This window comes from Pseudomonas plecoglossicida NBRC 103162 = DSM 15088 (genome assembly GCF_000730665.1).
Classification (GTDB): Bacteria; Pseudomonadota; Gammaproteobacteria; order Pseudomonadales; family Pseudomonadaceae; genus Aquipseudomonas; species Aquipseudomonas plecoglossicida.
In genome coordinates this window covers 1-14,725 of record NZ_BBIV01000037.1, presented here as the reverse complement: position 1 = coordinate 14,725, position 14,725 = coordinate 1, and the positions used below count along the sequence as shown (strand labels likewise).

General features: G+C 65.2%; 13 protein-coding genes, 1 tRNA gene and 1 pseudogene. 6 read left to right on the top strand and 9 right to left on the bottom strand.

Translation table 11 applies throughout. The annotated features are described in order from the left end of the window. Positions 1 to 3 precede the first annotated feature (3 nt). Positions 4 to 531, bottom strand: a complete 528-nt coding sequence (locus tag PPL01S_RS19220) for a Csu type fimbrial protein (protein WP_028626078.1) — start codon at positions 529 to 531, stop codon at positions 4 to 6. Positions 532 to 795: 264 nt separating this feature from the next. On the opposite strand from PPL01S_RS19220, the gene PPL01S_RS19215 reads away from it, so the two are divergent. From PPL01S_RS19215 to PPL01S_RS19205, 3 genes are read left to right on the top strand one after another with little or no spacing between them, the layout of a single operon-like run. Continuing rightward, complete coding sequence (locus PPL01S_RS19215) at positions 796 to 3,048, top strand: ATP-binding protein (RefSeq protein ID WP_016392781.1); 2,253 nt, start codon at positions 796 to 798, stop codon at positions 3,046 to 3,048. A gap of 15 nt (positions 3,049 to 3,063) precedes the next feature. Beyond that, positions 3,064 to 3,525: a response regulator gene (locus PPL01S_RS19210; RefSeq protein WP_016392782.1), complete on the top strand. Its 462-nt coding sequence runs from the start codon at positions 3,064 to 3,066 to the stop codon at positions 3,523 to 3,525. A gap of 13 nt (positions 3,526 to 3,538) precedes the next feature. Beyond that, on the top strand, positions 3,539 to 5,926 hold the full coding sequence (locus tag PPL01S_RS19205; protein ID WP_028626077.1) for a hybrid sensor histidine kinase/response regulator: 2,388 nt from the start codon (positions 3,539 to 3,541) through the stop codon (positions 5,924 to 5,926). Positions 5,927 to 6,100: 174 nt separating this feature from the next. Here PPL01S_RS19205 and PPL01S_RS19200 read toward each other — a convergent pair. Further along, positions 6,101 to 6,175, bottom strand: a tRNA-Gln gene (locus PPL01S_RS19200). 272 nt (positions 6,176 to 6,447) lie between these two features. Here PPL01S_RS19200 and PPL01S_RS19195 point away from each other — a divergent pair. Beyond that, entirely contained in the window at positions 6,448 to 6,690 is a 243-nt protein-coding gene (locus PPL01S_RS19195; protein ID WP_016392783.1) for a hypothetical protein, read from the top strand. A 1-nt stretch (position 6,691) separates the two neighbouring features. Here the strand turns inward: PPL01S_RS19195 and PPL01S_RS19190 are convergent. Further along, a pseudogene (locus tag PPL01S_RS19190) lies at positions 6,692 to 6,889 on the bottom strand (DUF1810 family protein); the annotation flags it as partial. Positions 6,890 to 7,050: 161 nt separating this feature from the next. Between PPL01S_RS19190 and zapE the strand changes: the two are divergent. Then, complete coding sequence (zapE, locus tag PPL01S_RS19185) at positions 7,051 to 7,545, top strand: AFG1/ZapE family ATPase (protein WP_028626076.1); 495 nt, start codon at positions 7,051 to 7,053, stop codon at positions 7,543 to 7,545. Between the two features lie 104 nt (positions 7,546 to 7,649). On the opposite strand, the gene PPL01S_RS19180 is transcribed toward zapE, so the two are convergent. Beyond that, positions 7,650 to 9,539: a propionyl-CoA synthetase gene (locus PPL01S_RS19180; protein ID WP_016392786.1), complete on the bottom strand. Its 1,890-nt coding sequence runs from the start codon at positions 9,537 to 9,539 to the stop codon at positions 7,650 to 7,652. Positions 9,540 to 9,720: 181 nt separating this feature from the next. Here PPL01S_RS19180 and PPL01S_RS19175 point away from each other — a divergent pair, with 181 nt between their 5' ends. Next, positions 9,721 to 10,587: a LysR family transcriptional regulator gene (locus tag PPL01S_RS19175; RefSeq protein ID WP_016392787.1), complete on the top strand. Its 867-nt coding sequence runs from the start codon at positions 9,721 to 9,723 to the stop codon at positions 10,585 to 10,587. Here the strand turns inward: PPL01S_RS19175 and PPL01S_RS19170 are convergent. The 5 genes from PPL01S_RS19170 to PPL01S_RS19150 all read right to left on the bottom strand — a co-directional run bounded on the left by PPL01S_RS19170 (position 10,561) and on the right by PPL01S_RS19150 (position 14,557). After that, positions 10,561 to 11,718 (bottom strand): HPP family protein, encoded by a 1,158-nt coding sequence (locus tag PPL01S_RS19170; protein WP_016392788.1) that lies wholly within the window; start codon positions 11,716 to 11,718, stop codon positions 10,561 to 10,563. The genes PPL01S_RS19175 and PPL01S_RS19170 overlap by 27 nt on opposite strands. Positions 11,719 to 11,949: 231 nt before the next feature. Further along, the gene (locus PPL01S_RS19165; protein WP_016392789.1) at positions 11,950 to 13,269 is read right to left on the bottom strand and encodes an ATP-binding protein; all 1,320 of its coding nucleotides are present in this window, start codon (positions 13,267 to 13,269) and stop codon (positions 11,950 to 11,952) included. After that, positions 13,266 to 13,934: a response regulator transcription factor gene (locus PPL01S_RS19160; RefSeq protein WP_016392790.1), complete on the bottom strand. Its 669-nt coding sequence runs from the start codon at positions 13,932 to 13,934 to the stop codon at positions 13,266 to 13,268. Before PPL01S_RS19160 ends, PPL01S_RS19165 begins: the two co-directional genes overlap by 4 nt. Next, positions 13,935 to 14,249, bottom strand: a complete 315-nt coding sequence (locus tag PPL01S_RS19155; RefSeq protein WP_016392791.1) for a PepSY domain-containing protein — start codon at positions 14,247 to 14,249, stop codon at positions 13,935 to 13,937. It abuts the gene before it with no gap. Next, entirely contained in the window at positions 14,249 to 14,557 is a 309-nt protein-coding gene (locus PPL01S_RS19150; RefSeq protein ID WP_028626075.1) for a PepSY domain-containing protein, read from the bottom strand. The genes PPL01S_RS19155 and PPL01S_RS19150 overlap by 1 nt, the downstream gene beginning before the upstream one ends. Positions 14,558 to 14,725 lie beyond the last annotated feature (168 nt).

The following is a 14,725-nucleotide window of genomic DNA, read 5'->3' as shown; positions in this document are numbered from 1 at the left end:
TCGCTACCAGATGACCGTGACTTTGAGCAGGTCGGCGTACTGCCCGACACGGGGTACCCAGGCCAGCTTGTCGATTCGGGCATACAGCGGCAGCTCCACCGTGCCGCTGTCCGGCACCCGGTCAGCATGGGCGACCCCGACGACCACAGGTTCCTGCCAGCCAGCGTCGCGGTAGAGACGGTAGGGAATCGGCCGCGCCTTGGCGTCGTCACTGGCCAGGAAACGCAACTCGCCGACGCCGCCATGCTGGCCACCGTCGATGCGTACCTGGTAAGGCGTGTCGGGGTTGCACTCCAGTCGCGGTGGGCGGCGGTTGAGCAGGACACCACTCAACGGGGCACCCGGCCCGTCCAGGCGCGCCGTGTCGCCCAGGTCGATCCGACCCTGGGCCTGAGGGCCTGCGTCGCGGGGCTGGTTGATCAGCATGCAGCCGCGCTGCACCTGCACCCGCACCTCCACGAGGAAGTCCGCCGCACCAGCCAAGCCGCTCAACACCAGGCCCAACAGCGCGGCCATGAAGCGTTCCGTCACTGGGTGATCCTTGTTTTTCTCATCTGAACTTGAGCGTAGCAGTGGTTGGCGAAGGCGTGATGGCTGAGTGCCATTCTTTTGTATTAACGACAAAGGCCTAGCGTAAACACCATTTTTGCCCAGGCCAGCGAACCCCTGCACATCCTGTGCCTCCAATGGCCATGGGCCGGCAAAGCGGCGCACATTCTGATACGGTGCCTGTTCGGGCACCCGCCGGTATCGGGCGCATGCGCATGCATGGACGAACATGACAGGAGCGTTTCATTGAAGACCACCGACAAGCTACTTGCCGAAGCCGTGGAGCGCTGCGCCCAGGAGCCTATCCAGGTGCCCGGCAGCATCCAGCCTCACGGGTTCCTGCTGGTACTCGACGAACCGAGCCTGTGCATCCTCCAGGCCAGCGAGAACGCCGAACGCTGGCTGGGTGTACCTGCGCAGGCGCTGCTCGGATGCAGCTTCGCCGAAGTGGTCGGCGCCAGCTTCGACCTGAGCGCGCAGCTTGATCGCCTGCCTGATGAGCAAGTCTTCCCTTTTCACCTCGGCGATGTGCGCTTGCGCTCCGACGCACCCTGCCGCGAAAAGCTGCGCTTGCTGATCCACCGTCACGACGAGGTGCTGATCGCCGAATTCGAACCCGTGCGCCTGCCCGCCGCGCTGACCGATCACGACCACTATTACCCACTGGTGCGCGAGTTCGTCGGCAGCGTGCACACTGCCGGCGACCTGCAGGCGCTGCTGCAGCAGACCGTGCAACAACTCAAGCGCATCACCGGATTCGGCCGGGTCATGGCCTACCGTTTCGATGCCCAGGGCAATGGCCAGGTACTGGCCGAGGTGGCCGATGACGGCTACCCGCGCTACCTGGGCCTGTGCTTTCCGGCTTCCGACATCCCGCGCCAGGCCCGCGAACTGTATCGGGTCAACCGCATCCGCGTGATCGAGGACGCCAATTACCAGGCCTCGCCGTTGCTGCCTGCCGCCAACCCGCGCACTGGCAAGCCGCTGGACCTGAGCTTCGCCGCCTTGCGCAGCGTGTCGCCGGTGCACCTGCAGTACATGCGCAACATGGGCACCTTGGCGTCGATGTCATTGTCGATCGTGGTCGACGGGCAGTTGTGGGGGCTGGTGTCGTGCCACCACGCACAACCGTGCCCGGTCGACTTGCGCACCCGCACCGCCTGCGAATTGCTGGCCAGCGTGCTGTCGCTGCAGATCGAGTCGCGTGAATCCCACGCCCATACCCGCCAGCTGCTCGACCTGCGTCAGCACATCGTGCGGATGATCTCCTCGATGGCCGACCACGACAGCGTCAGCGATGGCCTGCGTGCCCTGCCCCAGGTGCTGCTGGATTTCGCCGGCGCCAGCGGCGCTGTGGTGATTTCCGCCGAGCGCTGCGACCTGTTCGGCCAGACCCCACCTGCCGCGCTGGTCAATGCGCTGGTCCATTGGCTGTCCCAGCGCGGCACCGAAACCGTGTTCCACAGTGACAACCTGGCCCGTGACATCGGCGAACTGCCCGAGCTGGCCGCGCATGCCGGCGGCGTGCTGGCGGTGGCCATCTCGCAGATCCACTCGCACTACCTGCTGTGGTTCCGCCCGGAACAGGTGCGCACGGTGCACTGGGCCGGGCGGCCGGACAAGCAGATCGGCCCGCAGGGCGCACTCAACCCCCGGCACAGCTTCGAGCACTGGCAGGAACAGCTCAGCGGCTACTGCCAGGCCTGGCACCCGCTGATCATCGAAGGCGTGATAGAGCTGCGCAATGCGGTGCTTGGGATCGTCCTGCGCAAGGCCGAGGAGCTGGCGCAGCTGACCAATGAGCTGCGCCGGTCCAACAAGGAGCTCGAAGCGTTCTCCTACAGCGTGTCCCACGACCTGCGGGCGCCGTTGCGGCACATCGCCGGCTACACCGAACTGCTCGGCGAAATCGAAGGCCAGGGCATGGGCGAGCGCGGCCGGCGCTTCCTCACGCACATCGAGGAAGCTGCGCGCTTCGCCGGCAGCCTGGTGGACAACCTGCTCAACTTCTCGCAGATGGGCCGTTCGGCCTTGCGTCTTTCAGATGTCGACCTCAACGCCCTGGTCGACACCGTTCGCCAGGAACTGGCACCGGACTACCAGGGCCGCGAAGTCATCTGGACAGTCGCGACGCTGCCCAAGGTGATCGGCGATCCGGCGTTCATCAACCTGGTCCTGCACAACCTGATCGCCAATGCCCTCAAGTACACCCGTGACCGAGCGCCTGCGCGGATCGAAATCGGCGCGCAGCAGCACAAGGGCGAAACCGAGGTCTATATTCGCGATAATGGCGTCGGTTTCGACATGGCCTACGCCAACAAGCTGTTCGGGGTGTTCCAGCGCCTGCACCGCATGGAGGACTTCGAAGGTACCGGGATCGGCCTGGCCAGCGTGCGCCGCATCATCGAGCGCCATGACGGCCGGGTGTGGGCCGAAGGCCAGGTCGGCCAGGGTGCCTGTTTTCATTTCACCCTTCCCCGTCATCCAGCGACTACCTGAGGCACCCGTACCATCATGCTCAAGCCCATCCTGCTGGTCGAAGACAACCCCCGCGACCTGGAGCTGACGCTCCTGGCCCTGGAGCGCAGCCAGTTGGCCAATGAAGTCATCGTGCTGCGCGACGGCGCCGAAGCGCTCGACTACCTGCTGCGCCGCAATGCCTATGCCGAGCGCGACGACGGCAACCCGGCGGTGCTGCTGCTGGACCTGAAGCTGCCCAAGGTCGATGGCCTCGAAGTGCTCAAGGTCGTGCGCACCACCGCCGAACTGCGCAGCATCCCCACGGTGATGCTGACCTCCTCGCGGGAGGAGCCCGACCTGCAGCGCGCCTATGAACTGGGGGTCAATGCCTATGTGGTCAAGCCCGTGGAGTTCAAGGAATTCGTCGCCGCCATTTCCGACCTTGGGGTGTTCTGGGCCGTGCTCAATGAACCACCGCCGGGTTCGCTGCGCCTGAACCGGCGCGGCAGCAACTGAGGCCTGCACGAAGATGTTGCCGATGCCACTGAAACTGCTGATGGTCGAAGACAGCTCGTTGGACGCCGAGTTGACCCTGCTCAACCTCGAGCGCAGCGGGCTGCAGGTACGCTCGCAAGTGGTGTTCGACCATGTGGCTGCCGAGCATGCGCTGCTCGAGACCCGCTTCGACCTCATTCTCTGCGACTGCGTGCTGCCCGGCTCCTCCGGCACCGAGGTACTGGCCATCGCCCAGCGCCTGGCACCGGACACACCGTTCATCTTCCTCTCCGGCATCTACGGTGAAGAGCACGCGGTGGAGATGATTCGCCTGGGCGCCACCGACTACGTGCTCAAGAAGAACCTGCCGCTGCTGCCCAAGGCCGTGCGCCGCGCCCTGACCGAGGTCCAGGAGCGCCAGCGGCGGCGGCGCGCCGAGGAGGCCCTGGCCGATGTCGAAGCGCGTGCGCATATCGCCATCGATGCTGCAGGCATGGGCACCTGGGACATGCGCCCGGCGGAAAACCTGCTGATCTGGGACGACCGCTGCAAGACCCTGTTCGGCCTGCCCGTGGACACCGAAATGAGCCTGGCGCTGTTCTATGCCGGCATCTATCCGGAGGATCTGGAGCGGGTGCGCGACGCCGTGGAACAGGCGATGCGCCCCGACAGCGACGGCCTGTACCGTGTCGAGTTCCGCATCGCCCAGCCCAATGGGCTGGAGCCACGCTGGCTGCTCAGCAGCGGCCAGTGCCAGTTCGTCGATGGCCGGTGCACGCGGTTTTCCGGCGTGCTGCAGGACATCCACACCCAGCGCCAGGCGACCCAGGCGCTCAGGCAGCTCAATGAAATGCTCGGCGAACGGGTCGAACGTCGAACCCGCGAACGCGATCGCGCCTGGGAGCTGTCCCAGGACTTGCTCGCCGTGCTCAACAAGGACCTCACCCCAGTCGCGCTCAACCCCGCCTGGGAAGCCAGCCTGGGCTTTTCCCGCGAGCGCCTGAGCCAGGCCTCGCTGCTGCAGTTGCTGCCAGAGGCCGACCAGGCGGCGCTGCTAGCCGAGCTCGCCGCCCTTGCCCACGGTCGCACCAGCGCACGCTTCGTCGGCCGCATCCGCCATGTCACGGGCCAGTTGCGCTGGCTGTCCTGGGCGGTCGTGCCGGAAGACACCTTGCTTTATGTAGTGGCCCGGGACATCACCAGCGAGCGCGAAGCCGCGCTGGACCTGGCCGAAGCCAACGACCGCCTGCGCGAGCAGATCACCGAGCGCGAGCGCATCGAAGCTGCGCTGCAGCAGATGCAGCGGCTCGAGGCGGTGGGCCAGCTCACGGCCGGGGTGGCCCACGACTTCAACAACCTGCTGACGGTGATCCTCACCGGCGCCAGCTTCCTCGAACGCGACCTGGCCAAGGGGGACGTGGAAAAAGCCCGCTCACGCCTGACACATGTTCGCGAGGCCGGTGAGCGCGGCGCCAAGCTGACCTCGCAACTGCTCGCCTTCTCCCGGCGCCAGCGCCTGGAGCCGGTGCCACTGAACCTCAACCGTACCTTGGGCGGCCTGGAAGAACTGCTGCGCCGCACCCTGGGTGGCAACATCTCGGTGCGCCTGGACCTGGACCGTGGCCTGTGGCAGGCGCTGACCGACCCGACCCAGACCGAAATGATCATCCTCAACCTGGCGATCAACGCCCGCGATGCCATGCCCGAAGGTGGCCAGCTGACCTTGTCGACTCGCAACACCCGGATCAAGGCCCGCGCGCAACGCCCGGAAGATCCGGAACCTGGCGAGTACGTGATGCTGAGCATCCGCGACACCGGCTGCGGCATGAGCGAAGAGGTACTGGCCAAGGTGTTCGAGCCGTTCTTCACCACCAAGGACATCGGCAAGGGCTCGGGCCTCGGGCTGGCCCAGGTGTTCGGCTTCGCCAAGCAATCCGGGGGTGGCGTGCGCATCGACACCCAGCCAGGGCATGGTACTCAGGTGGCCGTGTACCTGCCGGCAGTCAAGCATGAAACGGCCAGCGAACCGACGGCCCCGACGGTGGCCCAGGCGATCGGTGACAGTGGCCGCGATCGCACGGTACTGTTGGTGGACGACGACCACCTGGTCCGCGACCTGCTCGGCGATGTGCTGCGCCAGTACGGTTACCAGGTGCGCCAGGCGCACAATGGCGAGCAGGCGCTGGCGTTGCTGGATGAGCGCATCGACCTGTTGCTGACCGACTTCGCCATGCCCGAGTTCAACGGCGCCCAACTGGCACTGGCAGCGCGCGAACGGCATCCACGCTTGCCGGTGGTGTTCCTGACCGGTTATGCCGAGTTGCAGGGGCTGGACATACCTGGAAGCCTGGTGCTGCAGAAACCGGTGCAAGCCGAAGAGCTGGCACGGGCACTGAACGAGATGCTGCGGGGGGACCCGTAGTTCTGGGGTTGCCTGGACTGGCCTCATCGCCGGCAAGCCGGCTCCCACATGAATGAGCCCTACCCCCCCTTGTGGGAGCCGGCTTGCCGGCGATGAGGCCAGCACAAACGCCAGAAACGCGAAAACCCAGCGCCGACTTCATCTGCACTGAGTAGGAAACTAGTATTGGGAAAATGGCAGGGGCGGCTGGATTCGAACCAACGCATGGCAGGATCAAAACCTGCTGCCTTACCGCTTGGCGACGCCCCTGTATCGGATGCAGCTGACGCTGCTCTGACAATTCCAATTTGTCGACAACTGGGTTGTTGTCTTGGAATGCGCGGCACTTTAACAACAAAGTTTCAGTCTGTGAACCCCCTTTGCAAAAAAAAATGCTTTAAAACAGCAAGTTAGTGTTCCCGCCCGCGCCTCACCCGGCAATAGCACCCACCATCCGTCGAATTTCTGCTGCCCTGCCTCAACACAATCGCATTCCTCCCTTCAAATCAGGTAAGCGAACTGAGCAGACCAAGGAGGCCCCCATGCCCGTTTCCCACGACCTGTACCAGGACTTGCACTACCCCCGCGAAATCGTCCAGCAACGCCGCCAGCAGGACCCGACCCTCGACCGACTGCTCGATGAGTACATGGACATCGACAACCAGGTGCTGGCCGCCGAATCGATCTCGGCGGGCAACTTCCAGGACGACGAATTGCGCCAGCTCAAGGAACGCCGGCTTACCGTGAAGTACATGATCGAGCGCCAGCTGGAGCGCAAGGCCTGAGCTATTGCCCGAGCAGCTCGAGGGTACGCGCGTCCGGCTGGCCGGCGTAGAACTGCGCAAGGGCGCGCTGGAACAGCGGATTGTCAGGTGCGACCTTGCCGAACAAGGTCAGGCACGAGCGCAGCTTGAGGTCATCGGGGCTGCCGAGTATCTCGCGGGCACTTTTGTCACTGTGCTGCACGAGCGCGGTGACGCAGGCCTCGGGCCGCTGCTCCTCTGCTCGTTCCTTCCCCTAGCCTACGCCTCCCAGGCCAACCTATCTCGCCAGCCGATCATTGCCCCGCAGTTTATCGACTGGTCACGATGGCCTGCCTCGGGCAAGCTGCACGCTGCCCAGCCTTCGCCCAAGGAGCATCGCTTTTGTCTGCCTGGATCCCTTCCCCGCTGCGCCAGCTCGGCCAGCGCCTTGACGGCGCATCGACCAACCAGAGCGAACTGCTCGCCTGGTTCGAGGACAAGGCACATGACCGTGGCTATCATCTGAGCGATGGCCAGCGCCGGGTCATTCACAGCATGGCCGAACAGCTGACCGTCTTGCCAGACGGCCAGCCATGCAGCCTGTACTTGCATGGCTCGGTGGGCCGCAGCAAAAGCTGGCTGCTCGACGGTTTCTTCCAGGCGGTGCCGATCGCTGCCAAGCGGCGGCTGCATTTCCACCTGTCGGAATGTTCGCTGGCCGCGCAGCAGCGGTTCGTCAACCTGGTGGATGTGTTGTATGACCAGGATCGGCAACTGACGGTGATTGGACGGCGGCCACTGGAAGCAAGCCTGGGCGGGGCAATTGCCGACCTGATGCGCACGCGCAGTCGCTTGGGGCAGTTGCGCCAGGCAGGGCCTGAGGGTTTCAGGGCCTGAAGTGGCCTCATCGCCGGCAAGCCGGCTCCCACAGGGGAGTGCACAGGTCTCAGGTGCTGTGAGCCCTTTGTGGGAGCCGGTTTGCCGGCGATGGGGTCAACCTGTCAACCGGCCCGTGGCAAATCCGCCAGCACCGTCTCTATCTCCCCCAGCACCGCCGGATCATCCAACGTCGACGGCGGCACATACGCCTGCCCATCGACAATCTTGCGCAGCACCGCCCGCAAGATCTTCCCCGAACGCGTCTTGGGCAACCGCTTCACCAGCCGCACCCGGTTGAAACACGCCAGCGCCCCGATCTCCTCGCGCACGCTGCCCACCAGGTCCACCAGCAGCTGAGATTCGGCAATACCCTCGCCATCCTTGAGCACCACCAGCGCCAGTGGCACCTGCCCCTTGATCTCGTCATGCACGCCGATCACCGCACACTCGGCCACCGCCGGGTGGCGTGCCACCAGATCTTCCATCTCACCAGTCGACAGGCGATGGCCGGAAACGTTGATCACATCGTCGGTGCGGCCCATGATGTAGACGAAGCCCTCGTCATCCAGGTAGCCGCCATCGCCGGTGTGGTAATAGCCCGGATAGGTGCGCAGGTAAGCCTGCAGGTAGCGCTCGTGATCGCCCCACAGGGTCTGGCTGCAACCCGGCGGCAATGGCAGCGCGATGACGATGGCGCCTTGGTGATTGGGGCCGAGCAGGCGCCCCTCGTCATCCAGCACCTGCACGTTGTAGCCCGGTACCGCGCGGTTGCTCGAACCCGGCCGCGCCGAACTGCCCTCCAGGCCCACGCAGGGTGCAGTGACCGGCCAGCCGGTCTCGGTCTGCCACCAGTGATCGTGCACCGGCTTGCCGCTGACCCGTTCCAGCCATTCGTGAGTGCTGGAATCGAGCTTCTCCCCGGCCAGGAACAGCTGGCGCAATGAGCTCAAGTCGTGCCGACGGATCAGTTCGCCCTCCGGGTCTTCCTTGCGGATCGCGCGCATGGCGGTGGGCGCGCAGAACAACGCATTGACCCGATACTGCTCGACCACGCGCCAATAGGCCGAGGCATCCGGCGTGCGGATCGGCTTGCCTTCATAGAACACCGTGGTGCAGCCGCTCATCAGCGGCCCGTAGACGATCAGCGAATGGCCGACCACCCAGCCGACATCGGAAATGCCCCACCACACATCGCCCGCCTGCATGCCATAGATGTGGCGCATGGCATAACGAAGCGCGACCGCGTTGCCGCCGTTTTCGCGAACGATGCCCTTGGGTTTGCCGGTGGTGCCAGAGGTATACATGATGTACAGCGGATCGCCGGCCTCCAGTTCCACCGGCGGCACCGCCTGGGCAGTCTCCAGCGCCTGGCCCCAGTCCAGGTCACGCCCTGGCTGCAACTGTGCACGGGCCTGGGGCCGCTGCAGCACCAGCACATGACGCGGCTGGTGGCGGGCCAGTTGCAGCGCGCGATCGACCAGCGGCTTGTACTCGATGACCCGTTCGAACTCCAGGCCGCAGGATGCCGTGAGCAGCAGCGTCGGCCGCGCATCATCGATGCGCAATGCCAGTTCGTTGGCGGCAAAGCCGCCGAACACCACCGAGTGCACGGCGCCGATGCGCGCACAGGCCAGCATGGCCATGGCGGCCTGGGGCACCATGGGCATGTAGATGATCACGCCATCGCCCTTGCCCACGCCAAGCTGGCGCAACAGGCCGGCCAGGCGGGCCACCTCGTCAAGCAGCTGGCGGTAGGTGAACGACTGCTGCACACCGGTCACCGGCGAGTCATGGATCAGTGCGGTCTGCTCGCCACGGCCCTGCTCGATCTGCTGGTCCAAGGCCAGGTAGCAGCTGTTCAGGCGGCCGTCTGCAAACCAGCGGTGGGTGCCGTCGGAGTTTTCCTGCAGGGTCTGGGTGGGTTTGCGGTACCAGGCCAGGTGATCGGCCTGTTCGGCCCAGAAGGTGGCTGGGTCGGCAATGGAATGGTCGTAGCTGTGCTGGTAGGTCATGGTGACGAAAACCCGGTACTTGTTGTTATTGAAGGGCGAACCTTGAGTATGGACCGCAGCGCCAGGCCCGCCATGGGACTAAAGTCACAACCCATGTGCAGATTTGCAGTGCGCGCAAAGGCGCCCCATAACAGTGCAAAGGCTCTAGAATACGCCATCCTTTTTTCTCACCGAGCCCGCCATGGACATCGATCAGGCCCGAACCTTCCTCGAAATCGTGCGTTGCGGCAGCCTGGTCGCCGCCGCCGAGCGCCTGTTCGTGTCGCAGACCGCCATCACCGCCCGGGTGCAGCGGCTGGAGCAGCAACTGGGCTGCCAGCTGTTCGTGCGCAGCCGCAACGGCGCCAGCTTGACCTGCGACGGCGAGGCTTTCGTCAGCTATGCCAACCAGCTGGTACAGACCTGGGAGGCCGCACGACGCGACCTGCCCTTGCCCGAAGGCTGCCAGCAGGTGCTGCATGTGGGCAGCGAGGTCAGCCTGGGCAACCCGATGCTGCTCGACTGGGTCAGTGCCTTGCACCGCGAGCTGCCCAGCCATGCCATCCGCAGCGAGGTGAGTGACGGCGAATCCTTGTTGCGCAAGGTGGAGATGGGCCTGCTGGACGCTGCGCTGGTGTACCAGCCGACCTATGGCCCGGGCCTGCAGGTTGAGCAATTGATGGAGGAAAAGCTGATCAGGGTACGCCGGGTCGACTGCCCCGAGCCGTACATCTACATCGACTGGGGCGAGGCCTTCCGCCGCCAGCACGATGCCGCCCTGCCCGACTGCGCGCGCGCGGCGCTGAGCTTCAACCTCGGGCCGCTGGCGCTGCAGTTCATCCTCGATCAGGGCGGCAGTGGCTATTTTCGTACCCGCGTGGTGCAGGCCTACCTGGACAGCGGCGTGTTCGAACGGGTGCCGCAGGCGCCGGAGTTCACCTACCCGACCTACCTGGTCTACCCGCGCAAACGCGACAGCCAGGCCTTGCAGCAGGCCTTCGCGGTGTTGCGCCGGCTGGTGGAGGCCGGCGCCAGCGATTGGTCACAACGCTGGGACCCGCTGATCTGAAACCCGTCCAGCGGCACTGAGCAACTGGCGCTTGAGGCCGGCGATCAGGTCGGTCTGGGTGATCACGCCGACCAGTTGCTCGCCGTCGAGCACCGGCAGGCAATGCAGGCCCTGCTCGCACAACAACGGCAACAGGCGCTGCAGCGGATGCTGGCTGCCGACACTGATGACGCGCCGGCTCATGACCTGTTCCATGCGCACCGCCTTGCGGGCGAACAGGCCACGCCAGCTGAACCGCCCCCGCTGCATGGCCGGGCCGACCAGGTCGCTGAGGCTGACGATGCCCACCAGCTTGCCCTGCTCCAGCACCGGCAAGGTCTTCAGGTGGTGGCTGGCGAGCATTTTCCAGGCCTGCTCCAGGGTGGTGTCGGGACTTGCGAACTGCACATCGCGAGACATCACCGAGGCGGCGGTGATGCCGCCGAGGCTGCGCTGCAGGGCGTGCTGCTCGGTGGCCAGGATGATGCGTTCGAGTTCGTCGCGGGTGACGTCGACGTATTCGCCGAGTTCTTCCAGGGCCTGGTCCAGGTCCTCGCTGCGGATGCCGACCCGCTCGCTGGGCAAGGGGTCGTGAGTGTGGTGCAGGTCCTTTCGCGGAGCCGCGCCTTTGGGGTACTGCACGCCGGTCAGGCGGTTGTACAGCACCGCAACCGCGACCAGGATCAGCGCATTGAGCAGCACCGGCTCAAGCAGATGGTCGCCCATGGCCGTCAGCCCCGAGTCGGCCAGCACCGCGCTGACCGCCACACCACCCCCTGGCGGATGCAGGCAGCGCAGCAGGCACATCACCAATAGCGAGAGGCCAAGGGCCGCAGCGGCGACCCACAGTTCGGCACCGAAGCCTTCGCGCATGGCCAGGCCCACCACCCCGGCCAGGGCATAGCTGCCCAGCACTGGCCACGGCTGGGCCAGCGGCCCGGAATGCACGGCAAACACCAGCACCGCAGAAGCGGCCAGGGGGCCCAGCAAGTGCAAGGCGATGCCGGGGCCGTACGCCAGACTGGTCAGCCAGCCGGCCAGGAACAGGCCGAGCAGCGCACCGATACCGGCACGCAGCCACTGCTTCGGGGGGATGTTCAGGGGCGCGGGCAATAGCCGCTGCAGACGACTTTCGGAACGCGAGGCAGACATTTGAGTGTTCGTATGGGTATTTTCTTGATTTAAAAGAAAGCCCAGCCGATTTGGGCTGGGCCCTAGGGGGCTCCGTCCGTGGAGAGATGGAAACCGCAGGGTTTCGTGGACGGGATTGTGCCGGGAGGGGGCGGGTTTGGGCCAATTCAAAAAAATGCGGCTGTGCTGCAATTTTTTTGCAGTGCTGGTAGGGCCCTATCGCCGGCAAGCCGGCGATAGGATCAGCGCGGATCAACGCCCCTTGCGCGGCAACTGGATGCTCACCCGCAACCCGCCCAAAGGGCTCTCCAGCAAGGCCAGCGACCCACCCCAGGCCTCGACGATGTCGCGCACGATACCCAGTCCCAGCCCATGCCCATCGACCTGCTCATCCAGCCGCGAGCCGCGCTCGAGCACCTGCAACCGCTGGCTTTCAGGAATTCCCGGCCCATCGTCGTCGACCCAGATCTGGTAACCATCGTCAGCTGGCGCAATGCCCAGTCGCACCTCGCTGTCCGCCCACTTGCAGGCGTTGTCCAGCAAGTTGCCAAGCAGCTCCAGAAAGTCCTCGCGGTCCCACGGCAGCAGCAGCCCCGGAGGGACATCGCGGGTCAGCAGCAGCCCTTCACCGTGGATCATTCCCAGGGTGGCGAGCAGCCCCGGCAGCTCGGCGTCGCAGTCGAACTGTGCGCCCGGCAGCGCATCGCCAGCCAGGCGCGCACGGTTGAGCTCACGCGTCAGGCGCTGCTGGATCTGCTCCAGCTGCTCGCGCATCTGCGCGCGCACCTCGGGCCGGTCCTTGAGACGCTCGCTGGACGCCAGGCTCAACAACACCGCCAGCGGCGTCTTGAGGGCGTGCCCCAGGTTGCCCAAGGCATTGCGCGAGCGACGCAAACTGTCTTCGGTATGGTTCAGCAAGTGGTTGATCTGGTCCACCAGCGGCGCCAGCTCGCTGGGCACCTCGGCATCCAGCTGCGAGCGCTGGCCTTGCTGCAACTGGGCGATCTGCTGGCGGGCGCGCTCCAGCGGGCGCAACGAGCGGGTCACGGTGATGCGTTGCAGCACCAGCACCAGCAGCAAGGCCACCAGCCCCATGCCCAGGCCGATCTGCTGCACGCGTCGGAAGCTTTCGCGCACCGGGGAGTAGTCCTGCGCCACACTGATCGTGATGTTCTGCCCCAGGCGTCGGTAGTCGGCGCGCAAAGCCAGCAACTGTTGCCCTTCCGGGCCCAGCTCGTGGCTGTCGGAAAGGCCGGGCGCGGCCGGCTTGGGCATGTCCAGGTCCCACAGCGAACGGGAACGCCAGGTGCCCTGGTCGAAATCGATACGGAAGTAATAACCCGAGAACGGTCGCTGGTAGGCAGCGGAAATGCGCCGCTCGTCCAGCTGTAGGCCCGAAGGCCCGCGCACCAGCGCCACCAGCAGGTTCTCGCTTTCCTTGCGCAGGCCGCTTTCCAGGTAGCGCTGCAAACCGGCTTCGAACAACCACAAGGTGAGCTGTGCCAGCGCCACGCCGACCACCACCAGCACGGCCACCAGGCCCAGGCTCAGGCGCGCCTGGATCGATTTCATCCGACGTTTCCGGCGTACAGGTAGCCCTGCCCGCGGCGCGTCTCGATGACGCTGCGGCCCAGCTTGCGACGCAGGTGATTGACGTGCACTTCGAGCACGTTGGAATCGCGCTCGGTTTCGCCGTCGTACAGGTGCTCGGCCAAGTGGCTCTTGGAGAGGATCTGTTGCGGGTGCAGCATGAAGTAGCGCAACAGGCGGAATTCGGCCGCGGTGAGCTGAATATCGACACCGTCGCGACTCACGCACTGGCGGCTTTCATCCAGGTGCAGGCCGGCCGCTTCGAGCTTGGGTTGATTGGCCAGGCCGCGAGCCCGACGCAACAGGGACTGGATGCGCAGCTGCAGTTCCTCGGGGTGGAACGGCTTGCTCAGGTAGTCGTCGGCCCCGGCCTTCAGGCCCTCGATGCGTTCGGCCCACGAGCCGCGCGCGGTGAGGATCAATACCGGAGTCGCCAGGCCACCGGCGCGCCACTGGCCCAGTACCTCGAGGCCCGGCAAGCCGGGCAGGCCGAGGTCGAGAATGATCAGGTCATAGGGCTCGCTCTGGCCCTGATACACCGCATCGCGGCCGTCGGCCAGCCAGTCCACGGCATAGCCCTGGCGCTGCAGGCCGGCGATCAGTTCGTCGGCCAGGGGCACGTTGTCCTCGACAAGCAACAGGCGCATTCAGTCGTCTTCCTCGTCTTTGAGCAGGGCGCCGGTGCTGGCATCGAGCTTGATCTCGCGCACCACGCCCTCGGTCGTCAGCAGCTCGACTTCATATTCGTAGCGGTCATCGTCCTGCTCCAGCTCGGCCTCCAGCAAACGCGCCCCAGGGTAACGCCCCAGGGCGGTTTCCAGCAGTTGTTCGAGCGGCAGGATGATGCCGTCCTGGCGCAGCTTCAGGGCTTCATCCTGGTCCAGGTCGCGGGCCATGGCCAGGGAGCAGACGGCCAGCAGCGAAAGCGCCATATATCGCGCTGGCCGGGGTACAGGGATCATCAGTTGTCTCGAGCGTCCTTGAGCACTTCACCGGTCTTGGCGTCCAGGTCGACATCCCACTCGACGTTCTGCGTGTCACGCAGCTCGACCTTGTAGATGTAGCGACCGTATTCGTCTTCAAGCTCCGAATCGGTGACAGTGGCGCCCGGGTGCTTGGCCACGGCGGCAGCCTTGAGCTCGTCCAGCGACTTGATGGTCTTGGCGTTGACCAGCTTGACCACTTCGTCAGGCTGGACGTCCTTGGCCAGGGCAGCGTTGGCACCGAACGCCAGTGCGACGGCAGTGAAGAGGGCAGTCAAAGTTTTCATGGGGTCTCTCCATCGAGATGTGCGATATGTCTACGGGGTTCAGATTAACCACCGGTCCTTAACTCAACCTGAAAACAGCAGACGCCATGATAGCTCAGCTTGGGACCGCGTCGCCTTGATCGCCGGCAAGCCGGCTCCCACGCCCAATGCGCAGCACAGGTAACCTGT

Excerpts from the sequence above, each read along its gene's own strand:
- PPL01S_RS19175 (WP_016392787.1), top strand. The coding sequence starts at position 9,721 with ATGGACATCGATCAGGCCCGAACCTTCCTCGAAATCGTGCGTTGCGGC.
- PPL01S_RS19170 (WP_016392788.1), bottom strand. The coding sequence starts at position 11,718 with ATGTCTGCCTCGCGTTCCGAAAGTCGTCTGCAGCGGCTATTGCCCGCG.
- PPL01S_RS19180 (WP_016392786.1), bottom strand. The coding sequence starts at position 9,539 with ATGACCTACCAGCACAGCTACGACCATTCCATTGCCGACCCAGCCACC.
- PPL01S_RS19165 (WP_016392789.1), bottom strand. The coding sequence starts at position 13,269 with ATGAAATCGATCCAGGCGCGCCTGAGCCTGGGCCTGGTGGCCGTGCTG.
- PPL01S_RS19155 (WP_016392791.1), bottom strand. The coding sequence starts at position 14,249 with ATGATCCCTGTACCCCGGCCAGCGCGATATATGGCGCTTTCGCTGCTG.
- PPL01S_RS19205 (WP_028626077.1), top strand. The coding sequence starts at position 3,539 with ATGTTGCCGATGCCACTGAAACTGCTGATGGTCGAAGACAGCTCGTTG.
- PPL01S_RS19210 (WP_016392782.1), top strand. The coding sequence starts at position 3,064 with ATGCTCAAGCCCATCCTGCTGGTCGAAGACAACCCCCGCGACCTGGAG.
- PPL01S_RS19195 (WP_016392783.1), top strand. The coding sequence starts at position 6,448 with ATGCCCGTTTCCCACGACCTGTACCAGGACTTGCACTACCCCCGCGAA.
- PPL01S_RS19150 (WP_028626075.1), bottom strand. The coding sequence starts at position 14,557 with ATGAAAACTTTGACTGCCCTCTTCACTGCCGTCGCACTGGCGTTCGGT.
- PPL01S_RS19160 (WP_016392790.1), bottom strand. The coding sequence starts at position 13,934 with ATGCGCCTGTTGCTTGTCGAGGACAACGTGCCCCTGGCCGACGAACTG.